The sequence below is a fragment of the Demequina sp. genome, assembly GCA_024707205.1.
Taxonomy (GTDB): domain Bacteria; phylum Actinomycetota; class Actinomycetes; order Actinomycetales; family Demequinaceae; genus Demequina.
The window spans coordinates 1,458,455-1,476,928 of sequence record JANQAD010000001.1 but is presented as its reverse complement, the minus strand read 5'-3'; the positions used below and the strand labels follow the sequence as shown (position 1 = coordinate 1,476,928).

General features: G+C 66.3%; 30 protein-coding genes. 1 reads left to right on the top strand and 29 read right to left on the bottom strand.

What is annotated here, in order from left to right:
• Positions 1-486 carry a 30S ribosomal protein S9 gene (gene rpsI, locus NVV57_07645; protein MCR6712563.1) on the bottom strand — a complete coding sequence of 162 codons (486 nt, stop codon included), beginning with the start codon at positions 484-486 and terminating at the stop codon, positions 1-3.
• A gap of 34 nt (positions 487-520) precedes the next feature.
• Positions 521-964, bottom strand: coding sequence for a 50S ribosomal protein L13 (gene rplM / locus NVV57_07640; GenBank protein MCR6712562.1), 444 nt, complete (start codon positions 962-964; stop codon positions 521-523).
• A 187-nt stretch (positions 965-1,151) separates the two neighbouring features.
• Here rplM and NVV57_07635 point away from each other — a divergent pair, with 187 nt between their 5' ends.
• Positions 1,152-1,499: a nuclear transport factor 2 family protein gene (locus tag NVV57_07635; protein ID MCR6712561.1), complete on the top strand. Its 348-nt coding sequence runs from the start codon at positions 1,152-1,154 to the stop codon at positions 1,497-1,499.
• A 106-nt stretch (positions 1,500-1,605) separates the two neighbouring features.
• Here the strand turns inward: NVV57_07635 and truA are convergent, their stop codons facing one another.
• From truA to rplN, 27 genes are all read right to left on the bottom strand, one after another.
• Positions 1,606-2,439, bottom strand: a complete 834-nt coding sequence (gene truA, locus NVV57_07630; GenBank protein ID MCR6712560.1) for a tRNA pseudouridine(38-40) synthase TruA — start codon at positions 2,437-2,439, stop codon at positions 1,606-1,608.
• A gap of 29 nt (positions 2,440-2,468) precedes the next feature.
• The gene (gene rplQ, locus NVV57_07625; protein MCR6712559.1) at positions 2,469-3,116 is read right to left on the bottom strand and encodes a 50S ribosomal protein L17; all 648 of its coding nucleotides are present in this window, start codon (positions 3,114-3,116) and stop codon (positions 2,469-2,471) included.
• Positions 3,117-3,144: 28 nt separating this feature from the next.
• Positions 3,145-4,134 (bottom strand): DNA-directed RNA polymerase subunit alpha, encoded by a 990-nt coding sequence (locus NVV57_07620; GenBank protein MCR6712558.1) that lies wholly within the window; start codon positions 4,132-4,134, stop codon positions 3,145-3,147.
• A 137-nt stretch (positions 4,135-4,271) separates the two neighbouring features.
• Positions 4,272-4,661, bottom strand: coding sequence for a 30S ribosomal protein S11 (rpsK, locus tag NVV57_07615; protein ID MCR6712557.1), 390 nt, complete (start codon positions 4,659-4,661; stop codon positions 4,272-4,274).
• Positions 4,662-4,664: 3 nt separating this feature from the next.
• Positions 4,665-5,033 carry a 30S ribosomal protein S13 gene (rpsM, locus tag NVV57_07610; protein ID MCR6712556.1) on the bottom strand — a complete coding sequence of 123 codons (369 nt, stop codon included), beginning with the start codon at positions 5,031-5,033 and terminating at the stop codon, positions 4,665-4,667.
• A gap of 126 nt (positions 5,034-5,159) precedes the next feature.
• Positions 5,160-5,273: a 50S ribosomal protein L36 gene (gene rpmJ, locus NVV57_07605; protein MCR6712555.1), complete on the bottom strand. Its 114-nt coding sequence runs from the start codon at positions 5,271-5,273 to the stop codon at positions 5,160-5,162.
• A gap of 10 nt (positions 5,274-5,283) precedes the next feature.
• Positions 5,284-5,505, bottom strand: a complete 222-nt coding sequence (gene infA / locus NVV57_07600) for a translation initiation factor IF-1 (GenBank protein MCR6712554.1) — start codon at positions 5,503-5,505, stop codon at positions 5,284-5,286.
• 112 nt (positions 5,506-5,617) lie between these two features.
• Positions 5,618-6,205: a signal peptidase I gene (locus NVV57_07595; GenBank protein ID MCR6712553.1), complete on the bottom strand. Its 588-nt coding sequence runs from the start codon at positions 6,203-6,205 to the stop codon at positions 5,618-5,620.
• Positions 6,202-7,092 (bottom strand): hypothetical protein, encoded by an 891-nt coding sequence (locus NVV57_07590; GenBank protein ID MCR6712552.1) that lies wholly within the window; start codon positions 7,090-7,092, stop codon positions 6,202-6,204. Before NVV57_07590 ends, NVV57_07595 begins: the two co-directional genes overlap by 4 nt.
• The gene (locus tag NVV57_07585) at positions 7,089-8,531 is read right to left on the bottom strand and encodes an RICIN domain-containing protein (GenBank protein ID MCR6712551.1); all 1,443 of its coding nucleotides are present in this window, start codon (positions 8,529-8,531) and stop codon (positions 7,089-7,091) included. The genes NVV57_07590 and NVV57_07585 overlap by 4 nt, the downstream gene beginning before the upstream one ends.
• Positions 8,528-9,034 (bottom strand): hypothetical protein, encoded by a 507-nt coding sequence (locus NVV57_07580; protein ID MCR6712550.1) that lies wholly within the window; start codon positions 9,032-9,034, stop codon positions 8,528-8,530. Before NVV57_07580 ends, NVV57_07585 begins: the two co-directional genes overlap by 4 nt.
• Before the next feature lie 186 nt (positions 9,035-9,220).
• Positions 9,221-9,802, bottom strand: a complete 582-nt coding sequence (locus NVV57_07575; protein MCR6712549.1) for an alternate-type signal peptide domain-containing protein — start codon at positions 9,800-9,802, stop codon at positions 9,221-9,223.
• A gap of 228 nt (positions 9,803-10,030) precedes the next feature.
• A complete protein-coding gene (locus tag NVV57_07570; GenBank protein ID MCR6712548.1) occupies positions 10,031-10,363 on the bottom strand; it encodes a hypothetical protein in 333 nt (110 codons plus the stop codon).
• A 57-nt stretch (positions 10,364-10,420) separates the two neighbouring features.
• Complete coding sequence (locus NVV57_07565; GenBank protein ID MCR6712547.1) at positions 10,421-11,023, bottom strand: hypothetical protein; 603 nt, start codon at positions 11,021-11,023, stop codon at positions 10,421-10,423.
• Positions 11,024-11,304: 281 nt separating this feature from the next.
• Positions 11,305-12,111: a type I methionyl aminopeptidase gene (map, locus tag NVV57_07560; GenBank protein ID MCR6712546.1), complete on the bottom strand. Its 807-nt coding sequence runs from the start codon at positions 12,109-12,111 to the stop codon at positions 11,305-11,307.
• The gene (locus tag NVV57_07555) at positions 12,111-12,656 is read right to left on the bottom strand and encodes an adenylate kinase (protein ID MCR6712545.1); all 546 of its coding nucleotides are present in this window, start codon (positions 12,654-12,656) and stop codon (positions 12,111-12,113) included. Before NVV57_07555 ends, map begins: the two co-directional genes overlap by 1 nt.
• Before the next feature lie 15 nt (positions 12,657-12,671).
• The gene (gene secY / locus NVV57_07550; GenBank protein ID MCR6712544.1) at positions 12,672-13,970 is read right to left on the bottom strand and encodes a preprotein translocase subunit SecY; all 1,299 of its coding nucleotides are present in this window, start codon (positions 13,968-13,970) and stop codon (positions 12,672-12,674) included.
• 75 nt (positions 13,971-14,045) lie between these two features.
• Positions 14,046-14,825 carry a 50S ribosomal protein L15 gene (gene rplO, locus NVV57_07545; protein ID MCR6712543.1) on the bottom strand — a complete coding sequence of 260 codons (780 nt, stop codon included), beginning with the start codon at positions 14,823-14,825 and terminating at the stop codon, positions 14,046-14,048.
• On the bottom strand, positions 14,825-15,007 hold the full coding sequence (gene rpmD / locus NVV57_07540) for a 50S ribosomal protein L30 (protein ID MCR6712542.1): 183 nt from the start codon (positions 15,005-15,007) through the stop codon (positions 14,825-14,827). Before rpmD ends, rplO begins: the two co-directional genes overlap by 1 nt.
• Complete coding sequence (gene rpsE / locus NVV57_07535; protein ID MCR6712541.1) at positions 15,007-15,576, bottom strand: 30S ribosomal protein S5; 570 nt, start codon at positions 15,574-15,576, stop codon at positions 15,007-15,009. Before rpsE ends, rpmD begins: the two co-directional genes overlap by 1 nt.
• Positions 15,577-15,607: 31 nt before the next feature.
• Complete coding sequence (rplR, locus tag NVV57_07530; protein MCR6712540.1) at positions 15,608-15,979, bottom strand: 50S ribosomal protein L18; 372 nt, start codon at positions 15,977-15,979, stop codon at positions 15,608-15,610.
• A 2-nt stretch (positions 15,980-15,981) separates the two neighbouring features.
• Positions 15,982-16,518, bottom strand: a complete 537-nt coding sequence (gene rplF / locus NVV57_07525; GenBank protein MCR6712539.1) for a 50S ribosomal protein L6 — start codon at positions 16,516-16,518, stop codon at positions 15,982-15,984.
• Positions 16,519-16,533: 15 nt separating this feature from the next.
• Complete coding sequence (gene rpsH / locus NVV57_07520; protein MCR6712538.1) at positions 16,534-16,932, bottom strand: 30S ribosomal protein S8; 399 nt, start codon at positions 16,930-16,932, stop codon at positions 16,534-16,536.
• A 54-nt stretch (positions 16,933-16,986) separates the two neighbouring features.
• Complete coding sequence (locus NVV57_07515) at positions 16,987-17,172, bottom strand: type Z 30S ribosomal protein S14 (protein MCR6712537.1); 186 nt, start codon at positions 17,170-17,172, stop codon at positions 16,987-16,989.
• A gap of 1 nt (position 17,173) precedes the next feature.
• Positions 17,174-17,737, bottom strand: coding sequence for a 50S ribosomal protein L5 (gene rplE, locus NVV57_07510; GenBank protein MCR6712536.1), 564 nt, complete (start codon positions 17,735-17,737; stop codon positions 17,174-17,176).
• Positions 17,737-18,075, bottom strand: coding sequence for a 50S ribosomal protein L24 (gene rplX / locus NVV57_07505; protein MCR6712535.1), 339 nt, complete (start codon positions 18,073-18,075; stop codon positions 17,737-17,739). Before rplX ends, rplE begins: the two co-directional genes overlap by 1 nt.
• Positions 18,076-18,079: 4 nt before the next feature.
• On the bottom strand, positions 18,080-18,451 hold the full coding sequence (rplN, locus tag NVV57_07500; protein MCR6712534.1) for a 50S ribosomal protein L14: 372 nt from the start codon (positions 18,449-18,451) through the stop codon (positions 18,080-18,082).
• Positions 18,452-18,474 lie beyond the last annotated feature (23 nt).

The following is an 18,474-nucleotide window of genomic DNA, read 5'->3' as shown; positions in this document are numbered from 1 at the left end:
TTAGCGCTTCGAGTACTGCGGGGCGCGGCGGGCCTTCTTGAGACCGGCCTTCTTGCGCTCCACGGCGCGAGCGTCGCGGGTCAGGAAGCCAGCCTTCTTGAGGGCTGCACGGTTGTTCTCCTCGTCGATCCCGTTGAGAGCACGAGCCACGCCGAGGCGCAGGGCGCCGGCCTGGCCGGACGTGCCACCACCGTGGATGCGGGCGTGGACGTCGAAGCGGCCCTCGATGTCGAGAAGCGCGAACGGGGAGTTGACCAGCTGCTGGTGCACCTTGTTGGGGAAGTAGCCCTCAAGGTCGCGGCCGTTGATGGTCCACTTGCCGGTGCCGGGCACCAGGCGGACGCGGGCGACAGCCTCCTTGCGGCGGCCGAGGCCGGCGCCGGGGTTCACCGCGGAGTTGCCCTTGCCGCGCACGGGAGCAGTCTCGCTCGTGTACTCGGTGGGGGCGTCGGTCTCGTCGATGTCGATGTCGACGGTCTCAGTCACGTCAGTCACAGTTGTCAGTCCTTATTTCCCGCGCTTACTGCGCGACCTGCGAGATCTCGAAAGCCTGCGGCTGCTGCGCGGCGTGGGGGTGCTCGGAGCCCGCGTAGACCTTGAGGTGGGTCAGCTGCGTGGCGGCAAGCTTGTTCTTGGGGAGCATGCCCTTGACCGCGTTCTCGATGACGCGCGTGGGGTGCTTCTCGAGGAGCTCGCCGATGGGCATCTCCTTGAGGCCGCCCGGGTAGCCCGAGTGACGGTAGACCATCTTGTCGGTGAGCTTCTTGCCGGTGAGGGCAACCTTCTCAGCGTTGATGACGATGACGAAGTCGCCACCGTCGACGTGGGGTGCAAATGTCGCCTTGTGCTTGCCGCGAAGCAGCGTAGCGGCCTGCGAGGCCAGGCGACCGAGGACCACGTCAGTAGCGTCGATGACATACCAATTCTTGGTAATGTCACCCGGCTTGGGAGTAAACGTGCGCACTGTAAAGCCTTATCTATCCTGAAGTGTGAGCGGCAACTAGTCACCGCGAGGTTCGGTCGGCGGGTCCTGCGGCGGCGAGTGGGAGGCGCCTGTCCACGTGGAACGCACAACGAGGGTCAATCATACCGGCGCGAGAGTGCCCTGGTCAATCTGGGGTCAGTCCGCGCCGTGCGGGAGGATGACAACCATGGACCATCATCTCACCGCAGTCGCCGCCTACTTCGAGGGCTTCCGCGCCGGCGACCACGAGACGATCCTCGCGCTCCTCACCGAGGACGTGGTGTGGAACGTCGTCGGCGTGCGCACCGCGCGCGGGCTCGAGGAGTTCGACAGCGAGATCGAGAACCCAGCCTTCGAGGGCCGACCCGTCCTGACCGTGGAGCGCGAGTTCCTCTCAGGTGACGTGGTGGTAACAGCCGGCACTGGCGTCGGGCATCTTGCTGGCGGAGAGGAGTTCCGGTTCTCCTTCTCCGACTGGTTCGAGTTCTGCGGCGGCCTCATCGCGAGGGTGGACAGCTACATCGTGCCGCTCTAGAGCGCGCCGTCCACCCGTACGCACATGAGCGTCATGGCCCACGCCCCGTACGCACATGGGCGTCGGATCCGAGCAACTTTCCGACGCTCATGTGCGTACGCCGGCTCTAGAGCGCGCGGCGGGCTCGCGTGACGTCTGCCCGGGCCTCCAGCTCGTCGTCAGGGGGGTAGACAACTTCCTCAAGACACAGTCCGTGCGCGGGCGCCACCGAGATCCCCTGCGCGCGCACCGGGGAGTCCGCGACCTCCTCGAGCCACGCCTGGTCACGCCGCCCGTCCCCCACCGCGAGCAGCGCGCCAACGAGCGACCTCACCATCGAGTGGCAGAAGGCGTCGGCGCGCACGGTGGCGCTCACAAGGTCGCCCTCGCGCACCCACGAGAGCTCGGTGAGCGTGCGGATGGTCGTGGCGCCCTCGCGGCCGCGGCAGAACGCGGCGAAGTCCCTCAGGCCCAACAGCAGGCCCGACGCTGCGTTCAGTGCCCCCACATCCAGCCTTCGCGGGTGGCTGAGTGCAAAGCGACGGGTCAGGGGGTCCGGAACGCCATCCGTGACTCGGTAGACATAGCGGCGCTCGATCGCGCTGAAGCGGGCATCGAACCCGGGAGGCGCTTCGACGACCGACGCCACCCGAACGTCCTGAGGCAACACCCCGTTGAGGCGCGACAGCAGCCCCTCGGCGGGCGAACGGTCCGCGCGCCCCGGCATGCGCTCCCACGCATCGAAGGGCACGTCAACGTGCGCCTGCTGTGCGCGAGCGTGCACGCCGGCGTCCGTGCGCCCGGCGACCGTCACGCGCAACTGCGGCACCCGCAGCACTTGCGCCAGGCCACCCTCGAGCGTCTCCTGCACCGTCCGCAACCCAGGCTGCGCGGCCCAGCCTGCGAAGTCCGTGCCGTCATACGCAAGAACGAGGCGGGCCCGCACGACCTGTTCAGTCATGGGACCCGCCTCGCTCTGTGGTGAAGCTGTTACTTCTCGTCGGCCTCGTCGTCCGCACCCTCAGCGGGGGCGGCGGCGGACTCGGTGGTCTCGGCGACCTCCTCGGCCACGTCCTCGGCACCCTCGGCGGGAGCGTCGGAGTGAGCGCCGGTCTTGGACTCCTCGGCGATGAGCTCGTCCACGGACTCCTCAACCACCTCGTCGGCGACCGGAGCGGCAGCCTCCGCGACAGCGTCGGCCTTCTTAGCGTCGGCCTTCTTGGGAGCAGCCTTGGCGGTGGCCTTCGAGGCCTCCTTGACAACGGCCTTCTTGGCGGGGGCGCCGAACTCGACGAGCTCGATCACCGCGAGGGGAGCGTTGTCGCCCTTGCGGTTGCCGACCTTCGTGATGCGCGTGTAGCCGCCGTCACGCTCGGCGAAGCCGGGAGCGATCTCGGTGAAGAGCTTGTGCACAACGCCCTTGTCGGGGATGGTGCCCAGGACGCGGCGGCGCGACGCGAGGTCGCCACGCTTGGCGATCGTCACGAGACGCTCGGCGTAGGGACGCAGGCGCTTGGCCTTGGCCTCGGTGGTGGTGATGCGGCCGTGCTCGAACAGGCTCTGCGCGAGGTTCGCCAGGATCTGACGCTCGTGGGCAGGGCCGCCGCCGAGGCGGGCACCCTTGGTGGGGGTAGGCATTTCAGTAGTTCCTTAAGGGGTGTGAGTCTTAGTCTTCGGAGCCGGAGAAGTACACGCCGGCGGACGAGCGGTCGTAGTCCACGACGCCGTCCTTGAGCGCGAAGCCGAGCTCGGCGAGCTTCTCCTTGACCTCGGTGATCGACTTCTGGCCAAAGTTGCGGATGTCCATGAGGTCCGCCTCGGAGCGGGCGGTGAGCTCACCCACGGTGTGGATGCCCTCGCGCTTGAGGCAGTTGTACGAACGCTGCGTGAGGTTCAGCTCCTCGATGGGCTGGTTGTAGTCCTCCTCGAGCGCCTCGTCGGTGTCCGACGGGCCGATCTCGATGCCCTCGGCGAACTCGTTCAGGCCCTTGGCGAGCGAGAACAGCTCCACAAGCGTGGAACCCGCCGACGCGACCGCGTCGCGAGGCGTGATCGAGTTCTTGGTCTCGACGTCGAGGATGAGCTCGTCGAAGTCGGTGCGCTGCGCAACACGCGTCGCCTCAACCTTGTACGTCACCTTCAGCACGGGCGAGTAGATCGAGTCGACGGGGATCTGGCCGATCTCCGCGTCGTAGCTCTTGTTCAGGGCGGCCGGCACGTAGCCCCGGCCGCGCTCAACCGTGAGCTCCACCTCGAACTTCGCCTTGGAGTTCAGCGTGGCGATGTGCAGGTCAGGGTTGTGCACCTCAACGCCGGCAGGCGGGGCGATGTCGGCGCCGGTCACGGCACCAGCACCCGACTTGCGGAGGTAGAGGGTCACGGGCTCGTCGTGCTCGGAGGAGACAACGAGGTTCTTCAGGTTAAGAAGAATCTCGGTCACGTCCTCCTTGACGCCGTCAATGGTCGTGAACTCGTGCAGCACGCCCTCGAAGCGCACCGAGGTGATCGCGGCGCCGGGGATCGAGGAGAGCAGGGTGCGGCGGAGGGAGTTGCCGAGGGTGTAGCCAAAGCCGGGCTCAAGCGGCTTCAGCGAGAACTGCGAACGGTTGTCCGAGAGAACCTTTTCGGTCAGGGTGGGACGCTGTGCAATAAGCACGGTTGTTTCCTTTCCGAGCATCCACTATTTGATGCTCGCACCCGCGGGGGATCCGTCCCGCGGGTTCACTATGAGGTTGTGGGAAAAGCCGGGGCCCGACGCTGTGGTGACCACAGCGTCGGACGTCCGGAAAAAAACTAGTTGCGGCGACGCTTGGGCGGGCGGCAGCCGTTGTGCGCCTGAGGGGTGACGTCCTTGATGGACGTCACCTCGAGGCCGGCGGCCGTCAGCGAGCGGATCGCGGTGTCGCGACCGGAGCCCGGGCCCTTCACGAACACGTCAACCTTGCTCATGCCGGCCTCCTGGGCGCGGCGGGCGGCAGCCTCGGCGGCCATCTGCGCGGCGTAGGGCGTGGACTTGCGCGAACCCTTGAAGCCGACCTGACCGGAGGACGACCACGACACCACGGCACCCGAGGGGTCCGTGATGGAGATGATCGTGTTGTTGAACGTGGACTTGATGTGCGCCTGACCGTGAGCGACGGTCTTCTTGATCTTCTTGCGCGGCTTGCGCGTGGGAGCGGCCATGGCTTACTTCTTCTTTCCGGCGACGGTCTTCTTGGGGCCCTTGCGGGTGCGCGCGTTGGTCTTGGTGCGCTGGCCACGGACGGGCATGCCGCGACGGTGGCGCAGGCCCTGGTAGTTGCCGATCTCGACCTTGCGGCGGATGTCGGCCTGAACCTCGCGGCGCAGGTCACCCTCAACGGTGAAGTTCGCCTCGATGAAGTCACGGAGCGCGACGAGCTGCTCGTCGGTGGCGTCCTTGACGCGCAGATCAGCACTGATGCCGGTAGCGGCCAGGATCTGCTGTGAACGGGTACGGCCAATGCCGTAGATGTAGGTGAGCGCGATCTCCATGCGCTTTTCGCGCGGGATATCGACGCCGACGATGCGTGCCATTTTTCTCTCTGATACCAATCAGTAGTCGGAGGTCTGACGCTTGAGGCGTCCCGCTGGTCTTGCGCGGGCCTCGGCCTCCGAGCCGAGGGTCACTGCCTTGCCTCAAGCGAGGTCTTCAGTTGTTGTCTAGCCCTGACGCTGCTTGTGGCGCGGGTTTTCGCAGATGACCATCACTCGGCCATTCCGTCGGATCACCTTGCACTTGTCGCAGATGGGCTTGACGCTGGGCTTAACCTTCATGGTTCTTTTCTTACTTGTAGCGGTAGACGATGCGGCCACGCGACAGGTCATAGGGGCTGAGCTCCACCACTACGCGGTCCTCGGGGAGGATCCTGATGTAGTGCTGGCGCATCTTTCCCGAGATGTGAGCGAGGACGAGGTGACCGTTCGTCAGTTCCACACGGAATGACGCGTTCGGCAGTGCCTCGACCACGGTGCCCTCAACCTCGATGACGCCGTCCTTCTTGGCCATGACTCCACTAACGTTGTTGGTTGGGAATGTGGGCACACGAAAATGGCCCGACCGACCACTATACGGCACTTTCCCGCACGGCTCAAGCCCGCCGTCGGGCCCGACGCTGGGCCTAGTCGGCCGTATCGGTCGCCTTTGCGGCCTTCCGCTCTCGGCTGCGCTCGATGCGCCCGCTCACGAATTGGTAGCCGGCGTAGATGAACAGCAGGCCCGCGATGATGGGGATGGCCACAGAGCGCATGTCTCCGTTCACGACATTGTTGATCCAGCCGATGTACGGCACCGAGTACCAGACCGCGCCCCGAATCTGCACGTATTGAACGGGGTTCTCGTCCGCGACGTCGTTGGCGTCTCCCTTGGTGATGAAGGTGGCCTCGCCGTCGGGGACATTCGGCTGATTGATCGCGACCACGCGGTGCGTGACGACCTCAGGCTTGCCGGATTCAAGCTGATATGTGACGACTGTGCCGATGTGGATGTCGTCGACGGCCACCGGCCGCACGATGACGAGCGTGCCGGGCGGGTAGGTGGGGACCATCGAGCTCGTCAGGATCGTGTAGGGCGTTGAGTGCGTGAGCGCGGGCACCACGATGACGGCCATCGCCACGACGATCAGGAACAGCAGCACCACCCAGCTGATGCCCTGAGCAATGCCCTTGAAGATGCTGCCCCCCTTCTTCGGCGCCACCTCTTCGCTCATGACCTGATCCCTTCGCCTTCTCGCCTGCGCGCATGCCTCCACGCGAAGTATCCACCAAGCATGAACTCGATCACCCAAGCCGCCACGAACCACTCCTGATATAGCCGCTTTGTGTTCCAGGGGACGTCGCCGCTGCCCGGTTCGCTCGGCTCGCCGGGCTCGGGGCTGGCGCTGGGGCTGGGCGACACGGATGGCGTAGGCGTCGCAGTTGGGGTCGCCCCGGGGTCTGTCGGCTGCGTTGGCAGGCCAGGAATGACAACCGTCCCGCCTCCTCCAGAGTCCGGCCCGCCGGAGGTGGGACCCGGCGTTGGCGCCGGGCTGGGGTTGGGGGTGGGGTTGGGGCTGGCCGTGCAGCCGGTGGGCGCGGGCACATCGTCGCTCGTGAGGTTGACGCCCAGGTTGAACGCCGCTTGAGCGCCCTGACCCGTGGTCCCTGAGACGTTCGACATCGCGAGAGTGGTGCTGACCTTGGCGCTCTCTCCGGGCGCCAAGTGCACGCCGTGGATCAGAGACACGCAGTCGCCCGCACTCGAGAACAGAGCGCTGCCCGTGTGGCTGCCCGCGCTCGCCGTGATCGTGATCGCTGCAAGGAAGTCGGGGCTCGCGGACTCCACGCCGATGAGCTTGATCGCTAGGTTCGCGCTGCTCGGGCCCGTGTTCATGACCCAGAACGCCCGTGAGGCCGACGCTCCGGGGATCAGGAGGACGCCGTCGTAGAGATTGCCGGGGAACGAGTCGCCGTAGGCGACTCCGTCGTCGGAAATCGCGATGGGCGGGTTGGCGGCAGACGCGGTCGGCGCGCCGAGCACGATCGCTAGCAGCGCGACGATCACCGCCAAGGCCGCGAGCGCCGCAGCGTTCGCGACAGTGCGGGCGAGTTGGGTCATTGCCCCAGGCCGGTGACCGTGCAGGCGTTAGTTCCGGAACTGGCCCTGTTGCCCTTATTGATGGTGCCGCTTGCAACGAGGGTCCCGGCATCTCCCGTAGCGTTACTGTCCTCGTAGATGTCAAAGGCCCCATCGGCGGCATCATCGAACGAGACCACGACGGTGCCGGTGCCCCCCGCGCCGAAGGTCGAGGAACTCACCACGGTGGTCCCGCGCCGCATCTCGTAGCGCATGCCAGGCGTGGCTGCGCTGAACGTCACGGTGAAATTCGGATTCGCATAGGCACACGACACGGTATTCGTGCCGCCATTCACAGCTGAGAACATTGTCCGTACCACGAGGAACTGCTGCGAGGCGGTGCCATCGCAATTCGCCATCTGCAACTGGTTGAGCGCAGCGGTGGTGCCGTTGACGGCAGCGTAGGTGAGGCATTGACCGGTGGACGCGTTGACGATCTGGTAGAACGCGCGGGTCGCCGTGGCGCCCACATAGTTGGTAGCGGTCTGTTGAAGCATCCACTGCTGGTTGACCTGTCCGCTCGCGAAGGAAGCGGACGTTACGGGAACACCGGTGGAGTTCTGCTGCAGCACCGTTGCGGCCGTGATGTTGGACCTGATCGTGTAGTAACCGGCCTTGCCGCTCACTGCTTCAAAGCCCCAGGACTGGTTCGTGGTCCCGCCCGTCTTGCACGGCCACCCGATCCCATTAGGCCCGTCGCCGCCCTCGAGGTCCGCGCAGTAGTTGGTTGCCGCGGCGTTGGTGAATACGCGGTGGATGTAGAACCACGCGGTTGACGCCGTGTTCGGAGTCGTCACCGGGAAGAGGTACTGGGTGGTCTGTGTAGCGGTGAGCGCCGTCGCAGCGCCGGAGTAGTTCCCCAGCGCGATGGACCCCGCTACCCGCGGGGTAATGGTCACAGTCCCGGTTGAGGGCCACGCGGTCGCCGGGTTCGCGATCGTGGTGCGCACGCAGTACGTTCGGGACTCGCCGACGCTGAATGCTCCGGCCGTACCCGTCGTGTATGAACCTCCCGTGTTCCAGTTGCTCGTCACCAGGGCGGTGCCTGCAGTGGCCGCGTCTGTACAGGGGTTTGCCGTAGTCGAGAGCCAGACGACGAAGCTGAAGTTGCCGCGCAGCGCGGCGGTGGAGCCGGCGGCGCTGAAGTTGAGTGTCACCACTCCCTTCTGCGCACTCGTGCTGACAGTGGAGTTGGTGACCGTCACGCTGCCGGTGCCAACGAGCGTCTGATTGCCGAATGTCTTGCTCACGGTGGAGAAGTTCGCGGTCGTGATGGTGAGGTCCGCGGAGTCCACCGTTACAGTCGCGGCTCCCTGCGTGGTCCAGTACCCCCAAGAGGCCGACGCCCCCGCCAATGCGGCGAACACGCCAACGGCCGCCACGGCAGCGACGCGGCGGTTCAGCTTGGAGAGGATGCTCACGTTGGCGATTGCGTTCCGGTGAAGTTGACAGTGAACGTGACGGCGGTGTTCTCGCTTCCTGAGGCTGCGCCCGACGGCAGGGCCGCCTGCACGCAAATGGACTGGGTGGCCCCCAGGGCGAGCGGAATTGCGCCAGCGCTCGTGGTGGTCAGTGCCGCGCCGGCAATCACCGTCGCCGGGCACGTGCCCGCGGCGATCCTGATCTCCCAAGCGTTGGTGGCGCTGACTGCCGCGCCGATCGTCTGGGGAACCTGGCCAACGTTGATGACGTTGATCTGCACGCCGACGACGTCCCCCGGAAGCATGTTCTGGAAGGCGGATGCGGGGATCGTCACTGATGACCCGGCCGTGCCAGAGCCGTATTGCAGGTTCAGGCCCGAGCTGCCCGCCGTAACCGTCGTCGCCTGTCCGGACGTGGCGGCCGAGTTGAGGTAGGCGAAACTGACGCCGGCGCCGAGCACCGCTAGTGACACCCCGCCAGCGAGCGCGCCGGACGTCGCCAAGAGCGAGCGTGCGCGGGGTGCACGGAACTTTCGGCGGTGGGCCGCGGCCCCCTCCCCCGTTCCGCTACCCTCACCGCACGACGATGCGTCCGGTTTCATCGGAAACTCCACCTCTGGCCTCAGTACGAGCTGGAAATGACTAGCGGGTGTGGGGCCCGCCGAGGCGGACCCCACACCACGTCGATGCTAGGAAGCGACCTGAGTCAGGACGACCGCGCCGGTAGTCAGCGTGAGCGCCGCACTCTTGAGCCCGTTGTCGGTCGCGGGCGCGTTGGCGAACGGCCACGCGATGGTCCACGTCACGGTGATGGTTCCGGTGCCGATCCCGTTGGCAGCCGTCGCGATCGTGTACTTGCCGGCGGTGCCGGTGATGGACGAGTCAGAGCTCGTAAAGACGGGGGGCGAGAAGGTCTTCGTCACGGCCGTGGAGGTGCCGAGCGCGCCACCCAGAGTCGGGTCGGTCGGCGCGATCGTGAAAATCAGGTCCTGGCCTCGAGCGTTGACATTGAAGGTCTGGGTGTAGACGAGCGTGTCTCCCGGAACCATCAGGAAGGTGCCCGGCGTGACGGTGCTCGAGGCACCGCCGTTGAAGCTCTTAGTCCACGTGCCGACGTTAACGGCCGTGAGCTGCAGAGTTCCCGCGTTGATGGTGGTTGCGGAGCCGCCGGTGTTGGCCGTATCGGTCCAGTACGCGAGCGAGCCAGCGCCGCCCAGGAGAAGTACGATGCCGGTGGCCGTAGCCACGGCAGCCTTAGTTGTCTTGTTCATGTGAGTTGTCCTCAGTTTCTAGGTTCAATCCGCCAACTCGCACGACGTTCCCTCAAACGCAATTTCGTACGAGCCCTCAGCTTCGGTGCGCATGTCGCGCAGGTCCGCAGGGATGACATTAACAGCGGATTACGCGCCGGTCGCGGAAATGTGATGCGACTCACAGAACGGGTATTTGCCCCAGACGCACGATTCGTGCTAGCCGCGCTCAGGCGGCACCGTGGGCCGCTAGGCGTAGATACTGCGAAGCCGCTGCTCTGCCGCGTCGGCGACCTGCTGCACGCGGTGATCCGCGAGGTTGCGCACCACAGACGACGGGGTGCGCGGGTTGGAAATGAGCGCGAGCAGCACCTCAGGTCGGTGATCGTGACCGAGCGAGATGAGCGCGCCAGCAGGGCAGTCTGGCCGCGCCGCGACCGCGGCGCGCACGGAGGAGTCGCGGCTCACCGCGAGCGACAGCAACTCGCTTGCCGGAACGGACGGGTCCTTGGCCCTCGCGAGGGCTCCGAAATCGAGATCGACGGGGGCTCGTCCCGCCTCAGCCAGCCACTCAGTCGCCACCCTCTGATAGTCCCACAGATCGCGCTCGCATGCCCCGGAATCGCGCGCGAATATCAGTCACTCCTTGGGCTTGAACCCTCGCACCGGGGCCGTGCGCGTCGGGGCGGCTGTCGGGGTCGCCAGGACCGGCGTCCTCGTGGCAATGTCAACCACGTTGACCGGCTCGAACTCGGGAATCGGCATGCCATCCGCCGTGAGGCGCTGCTGCACGGGGATCACGTGCTCGGCGAGCTCAGGGGTGTGGGAGTCCTCGGTCGACACCTGGGGCTCCGCGAGCCCCCGATCCAGTCTCGCCGCCGCAACCGTGCGGATCTGCGACTTTCTGTGGAACGCGAGCTCCTCGAGGATCTCTGCCGGAAGCCTGGGGTTCTCCAGCAGCGCCGTCACGACCTCCACCGAACGGTCGGCGCTGAGGTACGCCATGACGGTCCGCTGCGCCGAGCCGTTGCGGGCGATCGCCGCCCGCACCTCCGCCGAGTAGTCATGGGCGAGCGTGACCATGAGCCCGAGCGGGCAGTCCGTTCGCGCGGCAATCGCGGCCCTGACGAGCGCGTTGCGGCTCGAGCCCAGCTCGCCGATGCGCTGCTTGTCGAGCGTGGACATCGACGCCTCTTGCACCTCGGCGCTCGCTCCCGGTGCGTAGTTGAATCCTCGTGCCATCTCGGCCCCCAAACGCGCGGGCCTCGGGTTGAGGCCCCGTTGCATGCCCGACGCTAGGGCCGGGTTATTGCGGGGGGCGCCACCCCAGGTAACCGGCGTGTTAACAAGGGTGGGGCTGTGAACTATCCGACATCGACCGAATCGCGCCGCCTCCAACACTCCTGACCACTCAGAGGGCCTTCGGCGCCCCTGGGCCAGGTCACAGTGCCTCTGAGTGGTCAGGGCTGTTGAAGCGGGGCCGGTGTGCGGGTGGGCGCGGGTGGGCGCGCAGCGCAGCGCCGCTACGGGATCGGGACCGGAACCACGCCGAACGCGCTGAGGCCCTCCGCCCCGCCGTCGGACGCGGTGAGCACCCAGATGCCGTCCTCGTGAATCGCGACGGAGTGCTCCCAGTGAGCGGCGCGCGAGCCGTCCGCGGAGACGACGGTCCACTCGTCGGCCAGGGTTAGCGATTGATCGGTGCCACGGATGAACATCGGCTCGATCGCGAGGCACATGCCCGGCTGCACCTTGGCGAGACGTCCCCGGACGCGGTAGTTCATGACATCGGGTTCCTGGTGCATCTCCGTGCCGATGCCGTGGCCGACGAAGCCCTCGATGGGGTACAGGCCGGCCGCGTCGGCGACGTCCTCGATGGCGGCGCCCACCTCGTTGAGCCGCTTCGCGGTGGAAAGCGCCGCGATACCCGCCCACAGCGCCGTCCGCGTCGCGTCGCTGAGCGCGACGTCCGCGGGGTCCGGGGCGTCACCGAGCACCACGGTGATCGCGCTGTCGCCGTGCCATCCGTCGATGATCGCGCCGCAGTCGATCGACACTACGTCGCCGTCGGCGAGGACGCGATCGCCGGGGATGCCGTGCACCACCTCGTCATTGACGGAGACGCAGGTGGTCGCCGGGAACCCGTGGTACCCGAGGAAGTTGCTGGTGGCGCCGCGCTCGGCGATCACGCGCGCGGCGGCGGCGTCGACATCGGCGGTGGTGGCGCCAACGACGGCCGCGGAGCGGGCGGCCGCGAGCGCGGCCTCAACAACGAGACCGGCGCGCACCATGGTGCGCATCTGGTCTTCAGTCTTGTACTGGATGCCCATCAGGACAGCGCGGCGATGATGCGCGCGGTGACGTCTTCGACCTCGCCGATGCCGTCCACCTGCACGAGGAGGCCACGGCCCGAGTAGTACGCGGTAAGTGGGGCCGTCGCCGTCGCGTAGACCTCGAGCCGCGTGCGGATCACGTCTTCGGTGTCATCGGAACGGCCCTCGAGCTCCGCGCGCTTCAACAAGCGCTCGGTCACCACGTCGAAGTCAGCGGTGAGCTCGATTGCCCGCTCGAGCCGCGTGCCAAGGTCCGCGAGCATCGCGTCGAGCTCAACGGCCTGGTCCGAAGTGCGCGGGTAACCGTCGAGCAGAAAGCCAGCCGCAGCGTCGGGCTGAGCGAGGCGATCGCGCACCATGGCGTTCGTCACCGAGTCCGGGACCAGCTGGCCCGCGTCCATGAACTTCTGGGCCTCCTGACCCAGCTCGGTGCCGCCCTTGACGTTGGCGCGGAAGATGTCTCCCGTGGAGATCGCGGGGATGCCGTAGCGCTCTGCGAGGCGTGCCGCCTGAGTGCCCTTGCCCGCTCCAGGGGGGGCCAAGAAGGATGGCCCGCATTACTTGAGGAACCCTTCGTAGTGGCGCTGCTCAAGCTGCGACTGAATGCGCTTGACCGTGTCGAGACCCACGCCGACGAGAATCAGGATCGACGTGCCGCCGAACGGGATGTTCGTGGACACCCCCATCATGACGAATGCGAGCATGGGCGCGAGCGCGACGATGGCCAGGTAGAGCGAGCCTGCCGCGGTGATGCGGGACAGCACGTACTCGAGGAAGTCGGCCGTCGGCTTTCCGGGGCGAATGCCGGGAATGAAGCCGCCGTACTTCTTCATGTCGTCGGCAACCTGGTCCGGGTTGAACGTGATGGCCGTGTAGAAGTACGCGAAGAAGATGATCAGCAGGATGTACAGCAGCATGTGCCACGGCGACTTGGGGTCGGCGATGTTGTTGTTCATCCACACCACCCAGTCGGCGGGGTCCTGCCCCGAGAACTGCGAGATGACCTGAGGCAGCGTCAGCAGCGACGAGGCGAAGATCACGGGGATAACACCAGCCATGTTGATCTTCAACGGGATGTAGGTGGACGAACCGCCAAGGGTGCGGCGGCCGACGACGCGCTTGGCGTACTGCACCGGGATGCGGCGCTGGCTCTGCTCCACGAACACCACAACCGAGATGACCACGAACAGCAGCAGCGCGAGGAGCAGCGTGTTCATGGGGCCGTTCGAGGAGTGCCAGATGGCGGAGATGTTCTGCGGGAAGGCCGCGGCGATCGACGTGAAGATCAGCAGCGACATGCCGTTGCCGACGCCGCGCTCAGTGATGCGCTCGCCGAGCCACATCACAAACACGGTGCCGGCGGTCATCGTGAGGACCATGACCGTGATGGTCTGCCACGACTCGTCGGGGATGATGGGCTGCGCGCAGCCGGGGAAGAATACGCCGTTACGCGCCATCGTCACGTAGGCCGCGGACTGCAGGGCCGCGAAGCCAACCGTGATGTAGCGGGTGTACTGGGTCAGCTTCGCCTGACCCTCCTGGCCCTCGCGGTACAGCGTCTCGAAGCGCGGAATGAGCACGCGCAGCAGCTGCACGATGATCGACGCGGTGATGTACGGCATGATGCCGAGCGCGAAGATCGACAGGTGCAACAGCGCCCCGCCGGCGAAGAGGTTGAGGATGTCGAGCGCGGAGTTTCCAGCGGAGGTGCTGGCGCAGTACTGGACGTTCGAGTAGCTGACGCCCGGCGTGGGGATCGCGACGCCGAGGCGGTAGATCGCGATGATGCCAAGGGTGAGCAGCAGCTTCTTGCGCAGGTCCGGCGTGCGGAACGCACTGATGAAACCGCTGAACATGAATCCTCCAGTTTTGGGGCACCGAGGTGCCGGTGCGGGCCCGCCCCATCAGTGGGACGGGCCCGGCATCCGACTCTAGCCCTCGTTGACCGCGCCGCCCGCGGCCTCGATCTTGGTCTTCGCGGACTGCGAAACGCGGTCAGCGTCGACGATGGTCACCTTGACCGAGATATCGCCGTCGCCCAGCACCTTGACGGGCTGGTTCTTGCGCACGGCGCCCTTCTCGACGAGGTCGGCCTTCGTCACCTTGCCGCCCTTGGGGAACAGCTCGGAGAGCTGACCCACGTTGACGACCTGGTAGTCGACCTTGAACGGGCTCTTGAAGCCACGCAGCTTGGGGATGCGCATGTGAATGGGCGTCTGCCCACCCTCGAAGTGCGCGGGCACCTGGTAGCGGGCACCCGTGCCCTTGGTGCCACGACCGGCCGTCTTGCCCTTGGACGCCTCACCACGACCCACGCGGGTCTTCTTGGTGTGCGCGCCAGCGGCGGGACGCAGGTGGTGCAGCTTGAGCGTCGAAGCCTTGTCCTCGCCCTCCGCGGGCTTGGCAGCAGGCTTCTTCGCAGCAGCCGGCTTCTTGGCAGCGGCCGACGCTGCAGGCGCCTTGGCAGCAGCCTTCGGCTCGGCCTTGGGCTCAGCCTTAGCAGCGGGCTTCTTGGCAGCGGCAGCCTTGGGGGCAGCGACCTTCTCAGCAGCGGCCTTGGGGGCGGCAGCCTTCGCCGGAGCCTTGTCAGCGGCAGCCTTGGCCGGCGCCTTCTTGGCAGCGGGCTTCTCAGCCTTCACAGCGTCAGCCTTGGCAGCGTCGGCCTTCTTGGCCGGCGCCTTCTTGGTGGCGGGGGTCTTCTCCTCAGCCATCAGTCAACCTCCTCCACGGCAACCAGGTGGTTGACCGCCTTGACCATCCCGCGAATCTCGGGACGGTCCTCCTTCACGACAATGTCCCCAATGCGCTTGAGGCCGAGCGAACGCACGGTCTCACGGTGCTGGGGCTTCACGCCGATGATTGAACGCTTCTGGGTGATCTTCAGGCGAGCCATTACTTCACCCCTGCAGCCTGAGCGCGCAGCATCGCCGCGGGGGCGACCTCTTCGACGCTCTTGCCGCGGCGCGCGGCCACGGCCTCGGGACGCTCGAGGCGCTTGAGCGCGTCGACCGTCGCGTGAACGATGTTGATGGCGTTCGACGAGCCGAGCGACTTGCTCAGCACGTCGTGAATGCCAGCGCACTCGAGCACCGCGCGCACCGGGCCACCGGCGATAACACCGGTACCGGGGGACGCGGGGCGCAGGAACACGACACCGGCCGCGGCCTCACCCTGCACGGCGTGCGGGATGGTGCCCTGGATGCGCGGCACGCGGAAGAAGGAGCGCTTGGCCTCCTCGACACCCTTCGAGATGGCGGCAGGCACCTCCTTCGCCTTGCCGTAGCCGATGCCGACGTTGCCCTCGCCATCGCCAACGACCACAAGGGCGGTGAAGCTGAAGCGGCGACCGCCCTTCACGACCTTGGAGACGCGGTTGATGGTGACGACGCGCTCGACGAACTTGTTCTCCGGCTCCTGGCCGCGACGATTGTTGTCGCGGCGACCGGTGTTGTTGTCAGCCATAGTTTTCCTCTAAACCTGTTCCGGCCCGCCCCTACAGGGACAGACCGCCCTCTCGGGCGCCGTCGGCCACAGCCGCAACGCGGCCGTGGTACTTGTTGCCACCGCGGTCGAACACGACGGCCTCGATGCCGGCGGCCTTCGCGCGCTCGGCGACCAGCTGGCCGACCTTGCTCGCCTTGGCCGTCTTGTCGCCCTTGAGCGAACGCACGTCCGCCTCGAGCGTCGAGGCCGACGCGAGGGTCTTGCCCAGCGTGTCGTCGACGACCTGCACGAACATGTGACGCGACGAGCGGGTCACGACGAGACGGGGACGAGCCGGCGTGCCGGAGATCTTCTTGCGCAGGCGGAAGTGGCGACGCTGACGCTGAATCGCCTTGCCCTTGCCCTTGACTGTGATGCTCATGGCTACTTACCCGTCTTTCCGGCCTTGCGGCGAACCTGCTCGCCCGCGTAGCGGACACCCTTGCCCTTGTACGGCTCAGGCTTGCGAATCTTGCGAATGTTGGCCGCAACCTCGCCCACCTGCTGCTTGCTGATGCCTGCCACCGAGAACTTGGTGGGGCTCTCCACAGCGAAGGTGATGCCCGCGGGCGGCGTGACGACCACGGGGTGCGAGAAGCCAAGGGCGAACTCGAGGTCCGAGCCCTTGAGCGCCACGCGGTAACCGGTGCCGACGATCTCGAGCTTCTTCTCGTAGCCGTCGGTCACGCCCGTGACCATGTTGGCGACCAGGGTGCGAGTGAGGCCGTGCAGCGACTTCGCGAGGCGCTCGTCGTTAGGACGCTTCACCTCGAGGCCCTGCTCGGACTTCTCGACCGTGATCGGGGCGGCGACCGTGTGCGTCAGGGTGCCCTTGGGGCCCTTGACCGTCAACTCGGAGCCGTCAATCGTGACATCCACGCTTGCGGGGACCGCTACGGGGATCTTTCCAATGCGCGACATGTGTGTGCCTCCCGCTTACCAGACGAACGCGACGACCTCGCCGCCGACGCCCTTCTTCTCGGCCTCGCGGTCCGTGAGCAGACCGGAGGAGGTGGACAGGATGGCAACACCGAGACCGCCGAGAACCTTGGGAAGGTTCGTCGACTTCGCGTACACGCGAAGGCCGGGCTTGGAGACGCGGCGCACACCGGCGAGCGAGCGCTCGCGGTTGGGGCCGTACTTGAGGGTGAGGGTGAGCGTCTTGCCCACCTCGGCGTCGGCCACAGACGAGCCGGCGATGTAGCCCTCGGCCTCGAGTATCTTGGCGATGTTCGCCTTGAGCTTCGAGTGAGGCATCGACACGGTGTCGTGGTACGCCGAATTTGCGTTGCGCAGACGCGTGAGCATGTCTGCGATCGGGTCAGTCATTGTCATGAGTGTTGAACTCTTTCTCGCCGTGGTTTCCCTGGGGACCTGCGGCGTTGTGATTTACCAGCTGCTCTTGGTGATTCCGGGCAGCTCGCCGGCGTGCGCCATCTCGCGGAAGCACACGCGGCAAAGGCCGAACTTGCGGTACACCGAGTGCGGGCGACCGCACTTCTGGCACCGGGTGTATCCGCGAACGGGGAACTTGGGCTTCTTGGCCGCCTTGTTCTTGAGGGCAGTCTTTGCCATGTCACTTCTCCTTGAACGGGAAGCCGAGCTGCGTGAGCAGCGAGCGACCCTCGTCGTCCGTGGTCGCGGTCGTGACGATGGTGATGTCCATGCCGCGCACGCGGTCGATCTTGTCCTGGTTGATCTCGTGGAACATCGACTGCTCGTTGAGACCGAACGTGTAGTTGCCGTTGCCGTCGAACTGGTTGGGGTTCAGGCCACGGAAGTCACGGATGCGGGGAAGCGCGATCGACAGCAGTCGGTCGAGGAACTCCCACATGCGGTCGCCGCGCAGCGTCACGTGGGCGCCGATGGGCTGACCCTCACGCAGCTTGAACTGCGCGATGGACTTGCGGGCCTTCGTGACCTGCGGCTTCTGGCCGGTGATCGCGGTGAGGTCGGCGATGGCGCCCTCGATGAGCTTCGAGTCACGCGCGGCCTCGCCGACACCCATGTTGACGACGATCTTGGTCAGACCGGCGACCTGGTTCACGTTGGAGTGACCGAACTCGGAGATGAGCGCGGGAGCGATCTCCTCGCGGTACTTGGCCTTGAGGCGCGGCTGGGTGGTAGTCGCGGTAGCCATCAGACGTCCTTACCCGAGCGCTTGGCGACGCGGACGCGCTGAGTGCGCGTGCGGCCGTCACGCTCGACCTGCTCGATGCGGTACCCGACGCGGGTGCCCTTCTTGGTCGACGGGTCAACCAGCATGACGTTCGAGACGTGAATCGGAGCCTCGATGTGGACGATGCCGCCCGACTGCTGGTCACGGCGCGTACCCGGCTTGATGTGCTTGGTGACGCGCTGAACACCCTCGACGATCACGCGGTCGGAGTCCTTGAGGACCTCGAGCACGCGACCCTGCTGACCGCGGTCCTTGCCCGCGATGACGACAACGAGGTCGCCCTTCTTGATCTTCGCCATGGGACTAGATCACCTCCGGCGCGAGCGAAATGATCTTCATGAACTTCTTGTCGCGCAGCTCGCGGCCAACCGGGCCGAAGATGCGGGTGCCACGAGGGTCACCATCAGTGTTCTTGAGGATCACCGCTGCGTTCTCGTCGAAGCGGATGTAGGAACCGTCGGGACGGCGGCGCTCCTTGGTGGTGCGCACGACGACGGCCTTGACCACGTCGCCCTTCTTGACGTTGCCGCCAGGGATTGCATCCTTGACGGTGGCAACGATCGTGTCGCCGATGCCGGCGTAGCGACGGTGCGAGCCGCCGAGCACACGGATGCAGAGGATCTCCTTGGCACCCGTGTTGTCGGCGACGCGAAGTCGCGACTCCTGCTGAATCATGTCTGTGTCTCCTGTCGTCTGGT